Source organism: Streptomyces sp. NPDC107522 (genome assembly GCF_055657525.1).
In genome coordinates, this window is record NZ_JBVKAU010000016.1 from 170850 (window position 1) to 189632 (window position 18783).

An 18783-nucleotide genomic window follows, 5' to 3' on the forward strand; every position below is an offset into this window, starting at 1 on the left:
GTGGACATCTCTGTGTTCCCGACCGAACGCGAGCTGCGCGCGATCGTCGCGCCCGTGCTGGGCCTGGAGCCCGGCCGGATCGAGCCGGACGCCAACCTGGTGCTGCTCGGCCTGAGTTCGCTGGAGATCATGCGGCTGGTCAGCCGCTGGCGCAAGGCACGCATCCCGGTGGAGTTCGACGCCCTGGTCGCCGCGCCCACGCTGAACGGCTGGCTCGCGCACTTCGAGACGCTGGCCGCGTCGGCGTCGACGGACCCGGGGGCGGCGTGATGACGGCCCGGCTGATCACCGGCGGCACGGTCTACACCGCCGACGCCGAGGAGTCCGTGCACGCCCGCGGCGCCGTCCTGATCGTGGACGACAAGGTCGTCGCGGTCGGCCCGGCCGCCGAGGTCGGGCAGGCCGTCGACGGGCTCGACGCGGCTGTCAGGTCCCGGCTGCGCACGCTCGACGCGAGCGGGATGATGATCCTGCCCGGCTTCGTGAACGCCCACTGGCACGAGATGTTCGCGATGGGCTTCACCATGCGCGGGGCGCTCAGGCCGGTCTCCGACCGCGAGGACCAGGTCGCGTTCATGGGCGGCGGCGGTGACATGCACCAGATCTCCGCCACCTTCGACCGCTTCGACGACCTGATCGAGGCCCTGACGCCGGACGAGGCGCAGGCCATCGCCGAGTACTCGATGTGGATCCAGCTGCGCGGCGGAGTGACGACGCTCGGCGACATGGGCTCCCTCAACCGCCCGCACTCGATGGTCGCCGCGGCCCGCCGCCTCGGCCTCCGCTTCTCGGCGAGCACCTGGGCGAGCGACGCCATCTGCCCGCCCGACCGGTCGCGCTTCGTGCGCACCCGGGACGCGGACGCGGTCCTCGCCGGCTTCGAGTCGCTGCTCGGCGTGGTCGCCGCGGACACCACGGGCCGGATCAGGTGCCGCCCGAACGTCTCCTACGTCACCAACATGACCGACGAGCTGGCGCGCGGCATGGCCGATCTGGTCGCCCGGCACGACCTGCCGTTCGCCACGCACGTGGGCGCGCTGCGCAACGAGGTCGAGCTGATGCGCACGTACTACGGCGAGACCGGGCTGCGCCGGCTGGCCGAACTCGGCCTGGTGGACGACCGGTTGATGGCGGGCCACGGCGCGTTCCTCGACGAGCACGAGCAGAAGCTGATGCTCGCCGCGCGGGCGCACATCAGCCACTCCCCCGGCAAGTACGGCCCCTCGGGCGAGTCCTCGCTGACCGAGACCGGGGTCGTGCCGGCGCTGCGCCGGGCGGGCCTGGACGTGTCGTTGTCGACCGACGCGGCCGCGCTGCCGGGCGCGGGGATCGCCGAGACGATGCGCGCGGCCTGGCAGATGTACAACGAGATGAGCGCCGACCAGACCGAGGTGCTGCCCACCGACGCGCTCGCGATGGCCACCCGGATCGCCGCCAAGGGGCTGCGCTGGGACGACGCCGTCGGCAGCCTGGAGCCCGGCAAGCAGGCCGACCTGCTGCTGGTCCGGGCCGACGACTGGCGCTATCTGCTCAATCCGCGGCCGCTGGAGAGCTTCCTGTGGCTGGCCGGCTCCGCGGACGTGGACACGGTGATCGTCGGCGGCCGCACCCTGGTCGAGGGCGGCCGGGGCGTCGAGGTCGACGAGGCGGCGCTGCGGGACCGCTACCTTCAGGCGCTGCGCGGCTTCACCACGCGGGCCCTGCGGGTTCCCGCGGAGGCGGTCGACCGGGTGCTGGGGCAGGTGGCCCGATGAGCGCCGGATATTCCCGTACGGCTCCTGCGACGACGCCGCTGCCCGGCGCGGACTGGTCGGGTGTCGCCGTGGTGACCGGAGCGGCCGGCGGCATCGGTGCCGAGGTCGCCCGGGCGCTGGCGGCGACCGGTGTGCCGGTGGCGCTGCTGGACCGGGACATCACGGCGCTGTGGGGGCTGGCGGCCGAGCTGGAGGGCTGCGACGGGGGCGTGCTGGCGGTGGCCGTGGACGTCACCGACAGCGCGGACGTGGACGCCGCGATCGCCAAGGTCGAGGCCGAACTCGGGCCGATCGCCTACCTCGTCAACGGCGCCGGGGTACTGCGCAGCGGCCCGGCCAGCGAGCTCACCGACGAGGAGTGGGACCTCACGTTCGCGGTCAACGCGAGCGGTGTGTTCCACGTCAGCCGGTCGGTGGCCCGCCTGATGACTCCGCGGGGACGGGGTTCGATCGTGACGATCGCCTCCAACGCGGCCCTGACGCCCCGCACCTCGATGGCGGCGTACGCCGCCTCCAAGGCGGCCTCCGCGATGTTCACCAAGTGCCTCGGCCTGGAACTGGCCCGGCACGGCATCCGGTGCAACGTCGTCGCGCCCGGCTCCACCCGCACCCCGATGCTCACCGCGCTGCAGGGCGAGGCGGCCGAGCGCGCCTCGGTGGAGGGGGTGCCGGAGGCCTACCGGGTCGGCATTCCGCTGGGCCGGATCGCCGAGCCCGCCCATGTCGCGGACGCCGTCCTCTTCCTGCTGTCCGAGCGGTCGGCCCACATCACCATGCACGACCTGACCGTCGACGGCGGTGCGGCTCTGGGCACCTGACCGCCGGACCGTTTCCCCCGACGGTCCGGCCGCGCCCGGGGCCGCATCCCCCGCGGTCCCGGGCGCGAACCTCCCTGCGCCGTCAGTAGTCCGGGGGCCGGCGAAGCACCCCACGCAAGCCGTCATCCGACCAGGAAAGGAACCCGACGTGGCGATCGCACCGATCGACCCGTATCCGATGCCACGGCCCGCCGAGCTGCCGCCCGACGCGGTGTCCTGGAGCGTCGATCCGCGCCGTGCGGTGCTGCTGGTGCACGACATGCAGCACTACTTCCTCGCCCCGTTCACGGCCGGCGCCCAGCCGCACTCCGATCTGCTCGCCCACGTCGGGGCGCTGCGCGAGCGCTGCGCCGGCCTCGGTGTGCCGGTCGTCTACTCGGCGCAGCCCGGCGACATGACGCCCCGGCAGCGCGGGCTGCTCGCGGACTTCTGGGGCCCCGGCATGTCGGCGGCGCCCGAGGACCGCGGCATCCCCGAGGCCATCGCGCCCGGCGAACGGGACACCGTGCTCACCAAGTGGCGGGCCAGCGCCTTCCACCGCACTCCCCTGCTCGAACTGCTCCGCGAGCAGGGCCGTGACCAGCTGATCATCTGCGGGATCTACGCCCACGTCGGCATCCTGCTCACCGCGTGCGACGCGTTCGCGCACGACATCCAGCCCTTCGTGGTCGCCGACGCGATCGCCGACTTCACACCCGAGTTCCACCGGATGGCGCTCCAGTACGCGGCGAGCCGGTGCGCCATGACCCTGCCGACCGCGACGGTGCTTCAGGCCCTGTCGGCGGCGAACCCCGCGTCCGTAGGAGACCCCTCATGACCTCCCTGGAGGAACTGGCTGCGGGCGGACGGCCCTTCGCGGTGCTGCACCGGCCCGAGAGCGGCGAAGCAGGCCATGTCGACCTGCTGCTCGGCGAGTTCACCGAGGTCGCGGGGACGGCGCGGCTGCCGGTCCCCGACCTCGGCGAGCCCGGCACCCACGAGGTGCTCGCCGTCCTGCCGTACCGGGTGATCGGTGAGCGCGGCTACGACCACCACGACGACGGCGAACCGGTCCTCGCGATGCCCGTGCGCGAACAGGCGCTGCTGCCCGTCGAGGAGGTGCTCGACACGGTGCTCGGCTGGCCCGTCGTCACCGGCGAGGGCCGCTTCGACCTCGACGACGAGGAGTACGGCGACCTGGTGCGCCGCGTCCTCGACGAGGAGATCGGCCAGGGCTCCGGCGCCAACTTCGTCCTCAAGCGCACCTTCGTCACCGAGATCCCCGACTGGTCGGCGCGTACGGCGCTGGCGTTCTGGGGCCGGCTGCTGCGCGGCGAGCCCGGCGCGTACTGGACGTTCCTGATCCACACCGGCGAGCGCACCTTCATCGGCGCCAGCCCGGAGCGCCATGTCAGCCTCGACGACGGCGTCGCCGTGATGAACCCGATCAGCGGCACCTACCGCTATCCGGCCGGCGGCCCGACCGTCGAGTCCGTGCTGGACTTCCTCGCCGACGGCAAGGAGACCAACGAGCTGTACATGGTGCTCGACGAGGAACTGAAGATGATGAGCCGCGTCTGCGACGACGCGCACGTGGTGGGGCCGCACCTGAAGGAGATGGCCCACCTCGCCCACACCGAGTACCGCATCGTCGGCCACAGCACCCGGGACGTCCGCGAGATCCTGCGGGAGACCCTGCTCGCGCCGACGGTGACCGGCAGCCCGGTGGAGAGCGCGTGCCGGGTGATCGCCAAGTTCGAGCCGACCGGCCGCGGTTACTACTCCGGGGTGGCCGCCCTGATCGGCCGGGACGCCGCGGGCCGGCGGCGCATGGACTCGGCGATCATGATCAGGACGGCGGACGTCGACGCGGCGGGCCGGGTCCGGATCGGCGTCGGCGCGACGCTGGTGCGCGACTCCGACCCCGCGAAGGAGGCCGCCGAGACCGCCGCGAAGGCGGCGGGCCTGCTCGACGCCCTGCACCGGGTCGCCGAACGGCGCCGCCCCGCCGGCCTCGACCGGCACCCGCGGATCCGGTCGGCGCTCACCTCGCGCAACGCCCCGCTGTCGGACTTCTGGCTGGCCCCCACACCGCTGCGCTCGGCCACCCGGGACAAGGTGCTGATCATCGACGCGGAGGACACGTTCACCGCGATGGGCGCGCTGCAACTGCGCAGCCTCGGATACGACGTGACGGTCCGCCGCTACGACGAGCCGTACCGGCTGACCGGCTACGACCTGGTCGTGCTCGGCCCGGGCCCCGGTGATCCGCGCGAGGTGAACCACCCCAAGATCGCCCACCTGCGTGCGGTCACCGGCAGTCTGCTCAACCTGCGGATCCCGTTCGTGTCGGTGTGCCTGAGCCACCAGGTGCTCAGCTCGCTGCTGGGTCTCGAACTGCGCAGGCTGGGCTTCCCGAACCAGGGCGTACGGCGCACCGTCGATCTGTTCGGCGCCCCGGAGCCGGTGTACTTCTACAACACGTTCGCCGCGTACTGCGGCAGCGCGCTGCTGCACAGCCCGCCGGTCCCGGGCCCGGTCGAGGTCGCCCGCGACCCGGCGACGGGCGAGGTGCACGCGCTGCGCGGCCCGGGCTTCACCTCCGTGCAGTTCCATCCCGAGTCGGTGATGACCCGGCGTGGGGCGGCCATCCTGGACAGCCTGGTCACCGGAGCGCTTTCGCCGGTGCCTCACCGAGCGGAGCTGACGGCGTGACCCCCCTGCTCGATCCCCCCGCCGCGCACCCGGTGCACACCGGCTGGCGTTCGCTGCCCGCCGGGCAGCAGCCGGCGTGGCCGGACGCCGCCGCACTGGACGCCGCTGTCACCGCTCTCGCGGCGAGTCTGCCGCTGGTGATGCCCCGCGAGTGCGACCTGCTCAAGAAGCGCATGGCCGCGGTCGCGCGCGGCGAGGCGTTCCTGGTCCAGGGCGGCGACTGCGCCGAGGACCTGGACGCGATCAACGCCACGTCCATCAGCCGCAGCGCGAGCACCCTTCAGCAACTGGCCACCGTCTTCGGCTATGTGATGTCGCTGCCCGTGGTGACCGTCGCCCGCATGGCCGGGCAGTACGCCAAGCCGCGCTCGGCGGCGACCGAGACCCGGGACGGCGTCGAACTGCCGGTGTACCGGGGCGACGCGGTGAACGGGCACGCCTTCACACAGGCCGCGCGCACCCCCGACCCGCACCGGATGGTCCGCGTCTACCACAAGTCCGCCGCCACCCTGAACCTCGTCCGGGCGTACGGCGGCAGTGAACAGGCCGGGCCCGGGCCCGCCCTCGAAGCCCTGCGCGAGTTCACCGCCGCGTCACCGGAGCGGGCCCGCTACGAGACGCTCACCAAGGAGATCGAGCGGGCCGGCGGCTTCACCGGCACCGGCGACGGCTGGCACACGCCCGGCGAGCTGTTCATGTCCCACGAAGGGCTGCTGCTGGACTACGAGTCGGCGCTGACGCGCGTCGACACGGCCACCGGCCGCCCGTACGCCACCTCCGGGCACCTGCTGTGGATCGGCGAGCGCACCCGCCGGCTCGACGGGGCGCACGTGGAGTACTTCTCCGGGATCAGCAACCCGGTCGCCGTCAAGATCGGTCCGACCGTCGCGGCGGACGAACTGCTGCGTCTGATCGACCGGTTGTCGCCCGAGGGCGAACCGGGCCGGCTCACCCTGGTGGTCCGGATGGGCGCCCGGAAGGTGCGGCAGGTGCTGCCCGGTCTGGTCGAACGGGTCACGGCCGAGGGCCTGCCGGTGGCGTGGGTGTCCGACCCGATGCACGGCAACACGATCGGCGCGCCGTCCGGGCACAAGACCCGCCGGTTCGACGACATCCTCGACGAACTGGCCGGCTTCTTCGAGGTGCTGCGCGGCCTCGGCGCCCACCCGGGCGGGGTGCACCTGGAGCTGACCGGCGACGACGTGACCGAGTGCGTCGGCGGCGGCGCCGGCCTCGGCTTCGCCGACCTGCCCACGCGCTACCGGTCGGTCTGCGACCCGCGGCTGAACCGGGACCAGTCGCTCGACCTGGCCTTCCGGCTCGCCGAACTCCTGCAGGCCGCGCGGTCCCCGGGCGCCTGGGAGACCCTGCGATGACCGACCTGTGGCTGCTGCCCGAACAGGCCGTGGACGACTTCGTCGAGCGGACCGGCGGCGAGCGACTGCTCACCGGGGAGGAACGGGCCCGGCTGGACCGGATGCTGACGCTGCGTCAGCGTCGGCAGTTCCTGGCCGGGCGGCTGCTGTGCCGGCACGCGCTCAGCGCCCGCACGGGCCACCCACCGGACGAGTGGCGGTTCTGGACGACCCCGCACGGCAGGCCCGAGCCCCGGCCGGCCCGGTACGGCGTGCGGTTCAGCGTCTCGCACACGGACGGCCTCGTCGCCTGCGCCGTCACCGACGGCCGGGCCTGCGGGGTGGACGTGGAGCACCAGCCCCTGTCCCTGGAGTCCGCCGCCCATGTGGCCGCCTTCTTCGCTCCCGCCGAGCGCGCGGAACTGGCCGCCCTCCCGGGGGCCGAGCGCCTCGAGCGCACCAGGGAGCTCTGGGTGCTCAAGGAGGCCTATCTCAAGGGCCTCGGCACCGGGATGCGCCGGAACCTCGACGGGTTCTCCTTCGCTCCCCGCACTGCCACCCGGATCACCGTGCACGACCCGCAGCAGCCCCCGGCCACCGGCTCCGGCTGGTGGTTCGAGCTGCTGCGGCCGACCACCCGGCACACCCTCGCCCTTGCCGTCCGGGGCGGCCGCCCCGGTGAGGTGCGCCGGTTCGACCTGGCCGATCCGACCGGCCTGACCGTGCTGAACGCCGTATCAGGTGTCTGACGACCTCGGGAGTTCCCCATGAAGCAAGACCTTGAGCTGACCGTCGCCCTGTTCCCCGGGCAGGGCGCCTACCGTCCCGGCGCCCTCGCGGGGCTCTGGGAGCGCGGCTCCGACGCCGTCCGGGGCACCTTCGAGGCAGTGGACGCGGTCGCCAAGGAGCGGCTCGGCCAGGAGGTGTCCTCGGTGCTGTTCCGGCCGTCGCCGCCGAGCCCCGCGGCCCTCCTCCAACAGGCCCCGGACACCCTCCAGCTGGCCGTTTTCGCCACCTCGGTGGCCACGCACCGGTTGCTCGCCGAGCGCGGCGCGCGGCCCTCGGTCCACCTCGGCCACAGCCTGGGCGAGGTGGCCGCGCTGACCTGCGCGGGCGCCTACGACCTGGCCGACGCGGCGGCGGTGCTCTGCGAGCGGATCTCCGTCGTACGCGACCACGACGGCAGCGGGGGTTCGCTGCTCGCGCTGCGCTGCGGCCGGGAGCGGGCCGAGCGGCTCGTGACCCTGATCGACCACCCCACCCTGGTGGTGGCCGTCGACAACGCCGCGGATCAGACCGTCGTCTCCGGCCCCTCCGCCGCGATCGGCACGGCCGCGGAGATCGCCCGGCAGCTCGGCATCTCGGCGACGCCGCTGCGTTCCCCGCACCCGTTCCACAACCCGCTGCTGGCCGAGGCACGCCGTGAACTGGCCGCCCGTATCGGCACCTTCCGGCGCCGCCCGACGACCGTGCCGGTGTACTCGCCGATCCTGGGCCGCTTCTACCGCGACGGCGACGACCTCGCCGACCTGCTCGCCCTGCACCTCGTGACCCCCGTCGCGTTCCGTACGTCCGTCGCCGCGCTGCACGCCGCCGGCGCGCGGACCTTCGTCGAGGTGGGCGCCGGGCAGGTGCTGACGAGCCTGGTCGCCGGGGCTCACCCGGGCGTCCACACGGCGGCGCCGCTCGCGGGCCGCGACGAGGAGGAAGGCCTGACGGCGGCGGCGGACGCGCTGCGGGAGCCGCTGAGCCGGGACACGGCGGTGTATCCCGTCACCGTGGCCCCGGGCGGGATCCCGGTGCCGGTCCCGGCGGTGCCGACCGCCGAGGCCGGCGAGGCCCCTGAGGCCGCGCAGCCCTCGCCTGGTGCGCCCGCCGAGGTGGACCGCGGTGAACTCGCCGGCCGGGTCCGGGCCCTGTACGCCGAGGCGATGGAGTACCCCGAGGAGGTGTTCACCGACGACGTGCTCCTGGAGGCGGACCTCGGTGTCGACTCGGTGAAGCAGACCGAGCTGCTGAGCCGGCTCGGCGACCGCTTCGGCCTCGGGGTGCCCCCGGCCGGACTGCGCGTGGCGGACTACGACACCTTCGGCAAGGTCGTGGACTTCGTGGCCGAGGGTGCCGCGCGCGGCGCCCTCGCCGACGGCACGGCCGCCCGATGAGCGCCGGTACGCCCGTGGGCCACGGGGAGGCGGAGTTCGCCGGGCGCATCGCCCTCGTCACCGGCGGCGCCGGAAGCGTGGGCCGGGTCATCGTGGAGCGGCTCGCCGAGCGCGGCGCCACCGTGCTGCTCAACTGCTTCCACTCCTACGACAGCGCCAAGGAGCAGGCACGCCGCCTGACCGAACGGGGCCTGGACGTACGGGTGATCAGGGCCTCGGTGGCCCGGCCGGCGCAGGTGGAGCGGATGTTCGCGGAGATCGGCGAGACGCACGGCCGGCTCGACATCCTGGTCAACAACGCGGCGGCGGGCTCCTTCGTGCCCTTCGAGGAGATCACCGAGGACCTCCTCGACCGGACCTACACCACCAACGTCAAGGGCCCGCTGTGGTGTGCCCGTTACGCCCGTCCGCTGCTCGCCCGGGCCGCCGGCCAGGGCGGGGCGGTGGTCAATGTCTCCTCCCTCGGTTCGGTCACCACCCCGGCGAACTACCTGCCGGTCGGCATCTCCAAGGCCGCGCTGGAGTCACTGACCCGCTATCTCGCGGCGGAGCTCGCCGAGGACCGGATCCGGGTGAACGCCGCGTCCTGCGGACTGATCGACAACCCCGTCGGCCAGATGTTCCCCGCCTTCGACGACGTCAGCGCCAACACGGTCGCGGCCACACCGCTCGCCCGCCTCGGCCGCCCCGAGGATCTCGCCGAGGTCGTCCTCTTCCTCGCCGCGGACCGCTCCGGCTGGGTCACCGGCCAGACCGTCCTGGCGGACGGGGGCCTGACCCTGCTGCGCTCGGCCATGTCACCGACGCCGAAGCCCTCGCCGGCGAGCCACCCCATGGCGGCGCCGGGGACGAAGCCCGAGGCCACCGAGTCCGCCGAGGCCGCCCGGCCCGCCCAGGCCGCCGAGGCCACCCGGTCCACCGGAACCACCCGGCCCGCCCAAACCACCGACGCCACCCAATCCACCGGAACCACCCGGCCCGCCCAAACCACCGACGCCACCCAATCCACCCGGACCACCAGGCCCGCCCAAACCACCGACGCCACCCAATCCACCGGGACCACCGGGACCACCGCCCCCGCCGAAATTCCATCTCAGGAGCCGGACCCCGGCGTCGACGAGACCGACGAGGACCGAGATCCCATCGCCGTGGTCGGCATGGGCCTCGCGATCCCCGGGGCCTCCTCTCCGGAGGAGTTCTGGCGGCTGCTGCTGGAGGGCGGCGAGCTGTTCGTCCAGGCGCCGGCCGACCGGTGGGACATCGCCCGCTTCCACGACCCGGACCGCGGTGCGCCGGACAAGACCTACCAGCGCCGCTCCGGGTTCATCACCGACTTCCGGCCGCACGAGAGGCTGCGGGAGGAGGGACTGGCGGACGCCGGGCTCGACCACACCGCGCTGTGGCTGCGGCACAGCCTGCACCAGGCGCTGGAGGGCGTCCACCGCGGCCCCGGCGACCGCTTCTCCTTCTGCGTCGGCTACACGCCCGACGGCAGCCAGCACCTGGAGGAGGCCTTCGTGCTGCGCGCCGCGCTCGACACGCTGGCCGAGGACGGCGACGACGCGGTCGGGGGGCCGATCGCGGACGCGCTGCGGCGCCGCTTCCGGCGCGGTGACGACCCGTCGGCCGGGTACCTCCCGCACCGCATCGGCCAGGACGCGATGGCGGGCATCCTGCCGTCCGGCACCCGGCTGCACATGGTGGACACCGCGTGCTCCTCCTCGCTCTACGCGATGGATCTCGGGGTGCGCGACCTGCTGTCCGGGCACAGCGACATCGCCGTCTGCGGGGGTTCGTTCGCCCTGGCGCCGAGCGGTTCGGTGCTGTTCGCCAAGCTCAACGGGCTCTCGGCGGGCGGGGCGGTGCGCGCGCTGGACGCCGGGGCGGACGGTGCGCTGTTCTCCGACGGCGCCGGTCTCGTCGTACTGAAACGGCTCTCGCGGGCCCGCGCCGACGGGGACCGGGTGCTCGGGCTCCTGTCGGCGATCGGTCTGTCGGCCGACGGCCGCGGCAAGGCGATCTACGCTCCGGCGCCCGCCGGCCAGGAGCTCGCCGTCGAACGGGCCCTGGAGCGCGGCGGACTCGCGGCGGACGACGTCGACTGGATCGTCGCGCACGCGACCGGCACGCCGGCCGGCGACGAGGCGGAGTTCACAGGCCTCCACGCGCGGTACGCGGGGACGCGCCCGACGTACGTCACCTCCAACAAGTCCCTGGTGGGGCACAGCGGTTGGGCGGCCGGCGTCGTCTCCGTGATCCACGCCCTGCTCGCGCTGCGGCACGGCACGATCCCCGCGCAGTACCGTTTCGAGCGGCTGCCGGACGCGCTGACCGGGCTGTCCGGGGCGCTGCGGGTGCCGCGGGAGCCGGTGCCGTGGCCGGCCCGGGCCGACCGCCCGCGCCGGGTGGCCGTCTCCGGTTTCGGCTTCGGCGGAACCAACGCGCACCTGGTCATCTCGGAGGACCACCGGGCGGCCGCCCGCTCCGGTACCCCGCTCGCGCTGCCCGCCCCCGTCGAGGAGGAGCTGGTGGTGGTGGGCTGGTCGTCCCGGCTGCCCGGCGACCCGGACGCGGAGGCGGTCGCCGCCTGGGCCGCGGGCCGCGGTCCCGGTCCCGAGCCGTCCTTCGGTGCCGCCTATCCCGTCCCGCCGTTCCAGGAGCTGCGCATGCCGCCTCCCACGGCCCGCACGACGGACCGCACCCAGTTGATGCTGGTGCGCTGCATGCAGCAACTCGACGACGCCGTACGGGAGTTCTGCCTGAGCCATCGCAGGAGGGCCGGAGTGGTGGTCGGTCACACCGGTGCGACCCGCAACGCGCTGCTGTACAAGACCCGCGCGTACCTCGACGAGATCGCCCATGCCGTGGCGGACGCCGAGGAACCCGCCGTCACGGGGAAGTTCCTCCAGCGTCTTCAGGAGCGGGCGACCGGTCTGATCGCCGCGCCCACCGAGGACTCCTTCCCGGGCGAGATGCCGAACGTCATCGCCGCCCGCCTGTGCAACTACTTCGATCTGCGCGGCCTCAGCCTCACCGTCGACGCGGGCGAGGCCTCGCTCCTGGAGGCCTTCGACGTGGCCGGCCTGTACCTCGGCTTCGAGGAGATCGACGTGGCCCTCGTCGCCGGCGTCAACGGCACGGCGCTGCCCGGCTGGAACGACACGGACGGGCGTCCCGCCGCCGAGGGCGCGTTCCTCTTCGCCGTGACCCGCCGCTCCCTCGCCGAGGAGGCGGGCCTTCCCGTCCTGGCCGTCATGGAAAGGAGCCGCGCCGCATGAGCGCCCCGCACCGCAGCACCACCCTCCTGGGCGCCGAGGGCGCCCGCGAACTGATCGCCTTCCTCACCCGGCCGGAGACCGACACGGCAGAGGCGCACACGACGGTGCTGGAACGGGCCGTGCAGAAGGACGGCCCAGTACACCGGCTGACGTTCCGCCGCACGGAGGCGGCCGCCCCCGAGCCGGCCGGCTCCGCCGAGCCGCGCCTCCTCGATCGTCACGTCCTGCGCCTGGTCCCGGCCCCCGTCCGCTCCGCCGCTGCGGCGCCGGACCTCTTCCCGCCCGGCACCGCCCTGCTGACGAACACGCACAACCATGTGTCCGGCGTCGAGTCACTCCCGCTCGACGACACCCTCGAAGCCGCCGTCGGCCGCGCACGCCCCCGGCACATCCGCGTCCTCGTCGACCTGCACGCCGAGGACCAGGCGCCCTCCGAGGCGCTGCTCGACCTGCACGACGCGCTGTTCCGCACCGCGAAGGCCTGTGTCACGGCGGCCTCGCGGCCGGAGTCGTTCGTCGTGGTCGTGCTCGGCGGGGTCGGCGCCACGCGGGTTCCGCACCCGTGCGCGGGACTGTTCACCGGGTTCGCGAAGAGCCTGGCACTGGAGTGGCCGGACACCTCGGTGCTGGCCGTCGTGCACGAGGCCCGCGACCTGGTCACGGCGGAGCCGGACGCGGCCCGCGAGACCGTCACCGAGCAGCTGCTGCCCGTCGTCTACTACGCGGGCGGCACCCGGCTGCTGTGGCAGGCCGTCGTCGACCCCGGCGAGCGCGCCGAGCCGCCGGTGGACCGCGCGGACTACGCGGTCGTCGCCGCCGGGGGCGCCCGCGGCATCGGGGCCGAGCTGCTGCTCGCCCTGGCCCGCCGCGACCGGCCCCGGCTGCACATCATCGGCTCGACCGACCCCGGCGCCGACGAGCCCGACGCCCGTCTGGAGCGCAAGGACTTCATCCGGCTACGCACCACCGGCCCGCAGCGGCTCACCGTACGCGAGGCGAACATGGCGTACGACCGCCTGGGTTCCGCCCGCGAGGTCCGCGACCGGCTGGCCGCCCTGCGGGAGCTGTGCGGCGCGGACCGGGTCACCTACCACGTGTGCGACCTGCGCGACGAGGAGGCGGTACGCCGGGTGGTCCGCCGGATCACCGACGCCGAGGGCACCGTCGAGCTGCTGCTCAACATCGCCGGCACGAACCGCGCCGCGTCGGTGGAGCAGAAGCGGCTCAAGGACTTCCGTACGGTCCGCGACCTGAAGGTCCGCTCCTACGCCCATCTCAAGGCGGCGTTCGGCGACCGGCAGCCTCGACGCTGGTGCAACTTCGGGTCGTTCGTCGGGTTCACGGGCCAGACGGGCGAGACGGACTACGGCGCCGCGAACGACTACTTCAACACCGCCGCGCTGTACAACTCCTCGCGCGGGACACGGGAGTTCACCCTCGGCTGGACGCTGTGGCGGGACGTCGGCCTGGGCGCTACTCCGCTGATGCGGGCCTTCCTGGCCAAGAGCGCCCAGTTCACCGCCATGCCCACGGCCGAGGGCGTCGAGCACTTCCTGCACGAGCTCGACCAGGCCGAGCCGCCCGCCGCCACGGTGTTCTTCGGCGCCGCGGAACGCGCCGCCATCGAAGCCGCCGCCCCGGGTTACCTGGACTTCTGCCGCACCCCGGTCTCGCCCGCCCCGGCCGCCGCGCGACTGCCCGGCTTCTACGTCGACGACATCGTCGACCGCGCCCCCGGCCGGCTCACCGTCGTCCGCGCATTCGGCCAGGACCGCGACGCCTACCTGCACGAGCACGTCGTCAACGGCTACCCCACCCTGCCCGGTACGTTCGTTCCCGAGCTCGCCGCCGAGGCCGCGATGCACCTCGTGCCCGGCCGGGTGCCGGCCGTCATCGAGGACGTCCGGCTCGAATCCTTCCTGCGCGTCTACAAGGCGGGGCGCGACGAGGTCAAGCGCGTCAAGGCGCGGCTGATCGCCGACGGACCGCAGGAGTCGGTCGTCGCGGTCGAGGTGACCGGCGACGTCCTGGCACCCGACGGGCGTCTGCTGGTGAAGGACCGCCGCCACTTCACCGCGCGCGTCCGGCTGCGGGACGAGCCGGTGGCGCCGCCCCGCTGGGAGCACTGGGACGACCAGGGCGCCGAGCCCCTCGCCGATCCGTATCACGTGCCGAATCCGGCCGTCCTGCTCAGCGGCGTCTTCGTGTCCACCGCGGACACCCGCACGCACCCGAGCGGCCGGCGTGCCCGGTACGCCCCCGACCGGCCGGGCATCGAGCGCTGGTTCTCCGGGCTGGTCGTGCCGTCCGTGCTGCTGGACGGCCTGGCCCGGGTGTGCGTCCTGGACCGGGCCGAGCTGCCGGGGCACGGTGGCGGCTGGACCCCGCTCGCCGTGCCGCGCACGATCCGCCGTATCGATCTGTACGGCGGCCACACCGACGCCTCGCTCGCCGCCGCCGGCACCCGGGTCGAGCTGTATTCGCTGCCCTCGCGCCTCGACCTGGAGAGCGACGAGGGCAACCGGGCCGTCGCGGTCACCGCGGACGGGGACGTGGTGCTCCAGATCAAGGACATGACCGGCGTCGTGCTCGGCCATGTCCACCAGACCACCGGCGCCTACCTCGAACGCGAGCGCCGCACCTCGAAGGCCCCGGAGACCACGTCATGACCCCTGAGAGCACCTCCCAGGCCCACGGCACGGACCCCGGAACCGGTGCCCGCTGCCCGGTGACCGGAGCCGCAGCGGGCGAGACCCCGCCGAGGGAGCCCGACGGGCCGACCGGCCTCCCGCTGGCCTGGCCCGTCGTCGGCTCCACGATCCTCTACGCGGCCGACCCGCCGGCGTTCGTGCTGCGCGCCCAGCGCGCCCATGGCACCGTCGTGAAGCTGCCGATGATCCCGCACAACCCGACCGTGCAGGTCACGGACCCGGAGGGGATCCGGCGGATCCTGCAGGGCAACGCGGACAACTACCGTCGCGGCGTCTACTACGAGGCGTTCGAGCTGTTCATGGGGAACGGCCTGCTGACGCTGGACGACGCCGACTGGCGGGGGCACCGCAAGGTCGTCAACCCCGCTTTCACCCCGGGCGCGATCGCCGCGCGTTCCGCCGAGACCGACGCCGCCGTGACGGACCTGACCGACCGGTGGGCCGAACACGCCCGCACGGGGCGGCCGTTCGACCTGTACGCCGAGTCGATGCGGCTCACGTGCCGGGTCATCGGGCACGCCCTGGTGGGCCGGGATCTCTCCCGGGAGGGCGGCGAGTTCGCCCGTGCGCTGTCCGTCGCCCTGGAGGCGATCTTCAAGGAGGTCGGCTCCCTGGAGAAGCTGGTCCCCTCCTTCGTCCCCACCCCCTACCGCCGTCGCGTCGCCCGCGCCCGGCGCACTCTGGAAAAGGTCGTCGCCCGGGCCGCGTGGGACGCCGACCAGGGCGCCGGCGGCGAGGTCGCCGCTCTCATCCGTGCCTCCGACCTTCCGGAGGACGCCTTCTGGTCGGACCTGGTGACCCTCATGCTCGCGGGTGTGGAGACCACCGCGCTCGCTCTGGCGTGGACGCTGTACGAGACCGCCCACCACCCCGAGGTCCGCGACCGGCTGGAGGAGGAGGCCGACCGGGTGCTCGACGGCCGGCTGCCCACCGCGGCGGACCTCGACGCCCTGACGTACACCGGTATGGCCGTCGACGAGGCGCTGCGCATGCACCCTCCGGTCTGGCAGTTCCCCCGCCAGACGATCGAGGACGACGTCCTGGCGGGCCGTCACATCCCCGCGGACACCCCCGTCCTCATCTCCGTGTACGGCGCCCACCACAACCCCGAGCAGTGGGAGGACCCGCACCGGTTCGACCCGGAACGGTTCCGGCCGGGCAACTCCCCCGCGCGGGACCGGTCCGCCTATCTGCCGTTCGGCGGCGGGCGCCGGCAGTGCATCGGCAAGAAGATGGGGCTGGCGCTGCTGCGCCAGGCGGTGTCCGCGGTGCACGGCCGCTTCCGGCTCAGCCCGGTCGGCGCCGCGCCGCGGTCGGGTGCGTACATCACCCTCTTCCCCAAGAACGGCATCCGTGTGACGGCCGAGGAGCGCCGACGATGACCTCCACCGCCGGACCGGCGCCGGCCGAGCAGCGGTGGCAGCCGCTGCGCCCGCACCTGTCCTCCTTCGACCCCGACGCCTTCGTCCGCCCCGTGGACCGTTTCGTCTGGGAGCCCGTGGCGGTCCCGCACCCCGGCCCGGAGACGGACGAGCCGCTCGCCGGGCGCTCGCTCCTGGTGGTGGGCGAGTCACCGGATCTGGTCGACGCGGTCGGCGCGGGTCTGGAGCGGCGTGGGGCGCGCGTGGTGCCGTACACCCCTGGCAGCGCACTGCCCGTCGAAGGCTGGGACGGCATCGTCGACCTCAATGTCGTGGGTCTGCCCTACGAGTTGGGTGACACGACATGGCAGCCGGCGCTCGCCCGCACCACCGAGGCGGTGCGCGGCGCCTACGGCCGCTGGGCCGCCGAACGGCGCTTCGGCCGGCACGTCTATCTCGCCGTCACCCACCTCGGCGGGCTCGGCGGGCACGGCGCCGGACCGGTGCCGCAGCCGCTCGGCGGCATCTGGGCCGGGCTCGCCAAGTGCCTGCCGCGTGAACTGCCCGCCGCCGGGGTCGTCGTGGTGGACGTCGACCGTGCCGAGCCGGAGCCGATCGCCGAGGCGGTCGCCCGCGAGTACGTGCGCCCCGAGCACTTCGAGGTCTGCTACCGGGACGGACGGCGCCATGTGCTCGCGGGGCGGCCCGCCCCGGTCGTGCCGCCCGGTTCCGCCACGGCTCCCGGTCCGGACGACACCGTCCTCGTCACGGGCGGTGCGCGCGGTGTCGGTTTCGCGGCGGCGCGTGCCTTCGCCGAGGACTTCGGCTGCCGGGTGGTGGTCACCGGACGGGGCGAGCGTCCGACACCGGACGCCGGCACCGGGCTGGACGACGAGGAGTTCGCCGGCTGGCGCCGCGGGCGCCTCGCCACCGCCAGGACGGCCGCGGAACTCGCCCGTGTACGTCGCGAGGTGCGCCGGGCGGAGGAGAACCGCACCGTCCACCGCAATCTCGCCGGGGCGGCGGCCGACGGGCTGCGCATCGACTATCTGCGCTGCGACTGCACGGACGCCGACCAGGTCGAGCGGGTCTTCGCCGCGCTGGGCGACGGACCGACCCATGTCGTGCACAACGCCGGCATCGACGAACCGGCCCGCTTCGACCGCAAGTCCGCCGACGGGGTCGTCCGCACCGTGGACGTCAAGGTCACCGGCTTCGCCAACCTGGTCGCCGCGATCCTCGCCCGTCCCGAACGCCGGGCCCGGCTGCGGCTGCTCAGCAACGTCGGCTCCCTCGCGGGCCGGATGGGCGGCATGGTCGGGCAGATCGACTACGCGGCGGGCAACGAGGCGCTGGCCCGGCTGGGCTTCTGGGCGCGGGACAACCTCGGCCTGCCCGTGCAGACGCTGTGCTGGCCGACCTGGGAGCGGCTCGGCGTCATCGCCAACTACTCCGCCGCCGTCCGGTACGTCTCCACGCTCGACCCCGCCGAGGGCACCCGCCGCTGGAGTGCCGAACTGGCCTCCGGGCACACCGGCGAGACGGTCTTCCTCGGCCGTATCGGCGCCGTCCTCTCCCCCGGCCAGCTGCGCGGCTTCGGCATGCTCACGGGCCACCCCGACCTGCCCCGGCTGCACGCGCTGGACCACTACCTCGGCGATGTCGAGGAGTACCGGATCTTCCAATCGCTGCGCACCACGCTGGTCCTGACGGCACGTCACCATCCGTGCCTGGCCGAGTTCCACGTCGGCGCGGAGCTCGCCGCACCGGTCAGCGTCGTCCTCGAGTACGCGGTGGCCGCGGGCGACTGGGTGGTACCGGAGGGCTGGCCCCTGCTGCACCTACGAGAACTGCGCGACGTCCGCGTCCATCTGCCCGGCCTGCGATTCACCCACGGCTCCCTCACCCTGCACCGCGAGGCGCGGGGCGTCCACCGCGACGGCGAGTGGTGCGTGGACGTCACACTCCGGGACACCGGGGGCACGGACGTGGCATCGGTGACGCTGGCCTACGACGAGAGCCCGGCGGCCCACGCGGGGCGTCCGGCGGCGGGACCGTCGGACAGCGGTCGCGATGCGGGCGTGGCGCCACGGCACCGTGGGCTGCTCCACTGGGCGGGCGTCGTCTTCCCGGAGTGTGAGGGCGAGGTGCCCGCCGTGTTGCCCGCCGATCTGTGGACGGTGCCCTTCCCGCCCGAGCCCACGGTCGACCCCGCAGCCGTGGAGGCACTCGTCCGCGCGGCCGACCGCGGCGCCCCCAGGCCCGCCCCGGGCACCCTGACCATCGGCCGCCTCCGGCTGTCCCCCGGCGCTCAGCGCGTCGAACGCCTGCACGCGGAGGCGGAGAAGGGGCGCTGGACCGGCAGCCGCGAGGGCGTCACGGTCCTGCTGGCGGAAGGCGTCGGAATCTCGGACTGACCCCACTGCCCCTCAGGCTCACACGCCCGCCGGCGACAGGCCCGCAACGCCCACCCGCCACGACAGGCCCGGAGCACTCCCCTCCGGGCCTGTTCGCATCCGCCCACCACTCACCCTGCCCGCCACCCCGTCACCGTCCCGCCGGCGGAAGCCTTCGACTTCTCGGACCGCCCCCGCCACCCCACGGGCCCACACCTGCCAAAGACGCGCCCGAGACGCGCGCCCACCAACGA

The 18783-nt window shown here is 74.0% G+C and carries 12 protein-coding genes; all 12 read left to right on the forward strand.

Annotated features, from left to right (window positions below):
* The 12 genes from ACZ7L6_RS35250 to ACZ7L6_RS35305 all read left to right on the forward strand — a co-directional run bounded on the left by ACZ7L6_RS35250 (nucleotide 1) and on the right by ACZ7L6_RS35305 (nucleotide 18550).
* Nucleotides 1-270, forward strand: a complete 270-nt coding sequence (locus tag ACZ7L6_RS35250) for a phosphopantetheine-binding protein (RefSeq protein ID WP_471931128.1) — start codon at nucleotides 1-3, stop codon at nucleotides 268-270.
* Nucleotides 270-1754, forward strand: coding sequence for an amidohydrolase family protein (locus tag ACZ7L6_RS35255; RefSeq protein ID WP_471931130.1), 1485 nt, complete (start codon nucleotides 270-272; stop codon nucleotides 1752-1754). Before ACZ7L6_RS35250 ends, ACZ7L6_RS35255 begins: the two co-directional genes overlap by 1 nt.
* Nucleotides 1751-2572, forward strand: a complete 822-nt coding sequence (locus tag ACZ7L6_RS35260; RefSeq protein WP_471931132.1) for a 2,3-dihydro-2,3-dihydroxybenzoate dehydrogenase — start codon at nucleotides 1751-1753, stop codon at nucleotides 2570-2572. The genes ACZ7L6_RS35255 and ACZ7L6_RS35260 overlap by 4 nt, the downstream gene beginning before the upstream one ends.
* 148 nt (nucleotides 2573-2720) lie before the next feature.
* On the forward strand, nucleotides 2721-3389 hold the full coding sequence (locus ACZ7L6_RS35265; protein ID WP_471931134.1) for an isochorismatase family protein: 669 nt from the start codon (nucleotides 2721-2723) through the stop codon (nucleotides 3387-3389).
* Nucleotides 3386-5266, forward strand: a complete 1881-nt coding sequence (locus ACZ7L6_RS35270; RefSeq protein WP_471931136.1) for an anthranilate synthase family protein — start codon at nucleotides 3386-3388, stop codon at nucleotides 5264-5266. Before ACZ7L6_RS35265 ends, ACZ7L6_RS35270 begins: the two co-directional genes overlap by 4 nt.
* Nucleotides 5263-6642, forward strand: a complete 1380-nt coding sequence (locus ACZ7L6_RS35275; protein ID WP_471931138.1) for a 3-deoxy-7-phosphoheptulonate synthase — start codon at nucleotides 5263-5265, stop codon at nucleotides 6640-6642. The genes ACZ7L6_RS35270 and ACZ7L6_RS35275 overlap by 4 nt, the downstream gene beginning before the upstream one ends.
* Entirely contained in the window at nucleotides 6639-7370 is a 732-nt protein-coding gene (locus tag ACZ7L6_RS35280; RefSeq protein ID WP_471931140.1) for a 4'-phosphopantetheinyl transferase family protein, read from the forward strand. The genes ACZ7L6_RS35275 and ACZ7L6_RS35280 overlap by 4 nt, the downstream gene beginning before the upstream one ends.
* Before the next feature lie 18 nt (nucleotides 7371-7388).
* Nucleotides 7389-8783, forward strand: coding sequence for an acyltransferase domain-containing protein (locus tag ACZ7L6_RS35285; RefSeq protein WP_471931142.1), 1395 nt, complete (start codon nucleotides 7389-7391; stop codon nucleotides 8781-8783).
* The gene (locus tag ACZ7L6_RS35290; protein WP_471931144.1) at nucleotides 8780-12061 is read left to right on the forward strand and encodes an SDR family oxidoreductase; all 3282 of its coding nucleotides are present in this window, start codon (nucleotides 8780-8782) and stop codon (nucleotides 12059-12061) included. The genes ACZ7L6_RS35285 and ACZ7L6_RS35290 overlap by 4 nt, the downstream gene beginning before the upstream one ends.
* Nucleotides 12058-14730, forward strand: a complete 2673-nt coding sequence (locus ACZ7L6_RS35295; RefSeq protein ID WP_471931146.1) for an SDR family NAD(P)-dependent oxidoreductase — start codon at nucleotides 12058-12060, stop codon at nucleotides 14728-14730. Before ACZ7L6_RS35290 ends, ACZ7L6_RS35295 begins: the two co-directional genes overlap by 4 nt.
* Nucleotides 14727-16154, forward strand: coding sequence for a cytochrome P450 (locus ACZ7L6_RS35300; protein WP_471931148.1), 1428 nt, complete (start codon nucleotides 14727-14729; stop codon nucleotides 16152-16154). The genes ACZ7L6_RS35295 and ACZ7L6_RS35300 overlap by 4 nt, the downstream gene beginning before the upstream one ends.
* A complete protein-coding gene (locus ACZ7L6_RS35305) occupies nucleotides 16151-18550 on the forward strand; it encodes an SDR family NAD(P)-dependent oxidoreductase (protein WP_471931150.1) in 2400 nt (799 codons plus the stop codon). Before ACZ7L6_RS35300 ends, ACZ7L6_RS35305 begins: the two co-directional genes overlap by 4 nt.
* Nucleotides 18551-18783: the final 233 nt, after the last annotated feature.

What these genes read in the sequence shown, in the direction of transcription:
- ACZ7L6_RS35255 (WP_471931130.1), top strand. Translation starts at nt 270, where the DNA reads ATGACGGCCCGGCTGATCACCGGCGGCACGGTCTACACCGCCGACGCC.
- ACZ7L6_RS35260 (WP_471931132.1), top strand. Translation starts at nt 1,751, where the DNA reads ATGAGCGCCGGATATTCCCGTACGGCTCCTGCGACGACGCCGCTGCCC.
- ACZ7L6_RS35270 (WP_471931136.1), top strand. Translation starts at nt 3,386, where the DNA reads ATGACCTCCCTGGAGGAACTGGCTGCGGGCGGACGGCCCTTCGCGGTG.
- ACZ7L6_RS35280 (WP_471931140.1), top strand. Translation starts at nt 6,639, where the DNA reads ATGACCGACCTGTGGCTGCTGCCCGAACAGGCCGTGGACGACTTCGTC.
- ACZ7L6_RS35285 (WP_471931142.1), top strand. Translation starts at nt 7,389, where the DNA reads ATGAAGCAAGACCTTGAGCTGACCGTCGCCCTGTTCCCCGGGCAGGGC.
- ACZ7L6_RS35290 (WP_471931144.1), top strand. Translation starts at nt 8,780, where the DNA reads ATGAGCGCCGGTACGCCCGTGGGCCACGGGGAGGCGGAGTTCGCCGGG.
- ACZ7L6_RS35295 (WP_471931146.1), top strand. Translation starts at nt 12,058, where the DNA reads ATGAGCGCCCCGCACCGCAGCACCACCCTCCTGGGCGCCGAGGGCGCC.
- ACZ7L6_RS35300 (WP_471931148.1), top strand. Translation starts at nt 14,727, where the DNA reads ATGACCCCTGAGAGCACCTCCCAGGCCCACGGCACGGACCCCGGAACC.
- ACZ7L6_RS35305 (WP_471931150.1), top strand. Translation starts at nt 16,151, where the DNA reads ATGACCTCCACCGCCGGACCGGCGCCGGCCGAGCAGCGGTGGCAGCCG.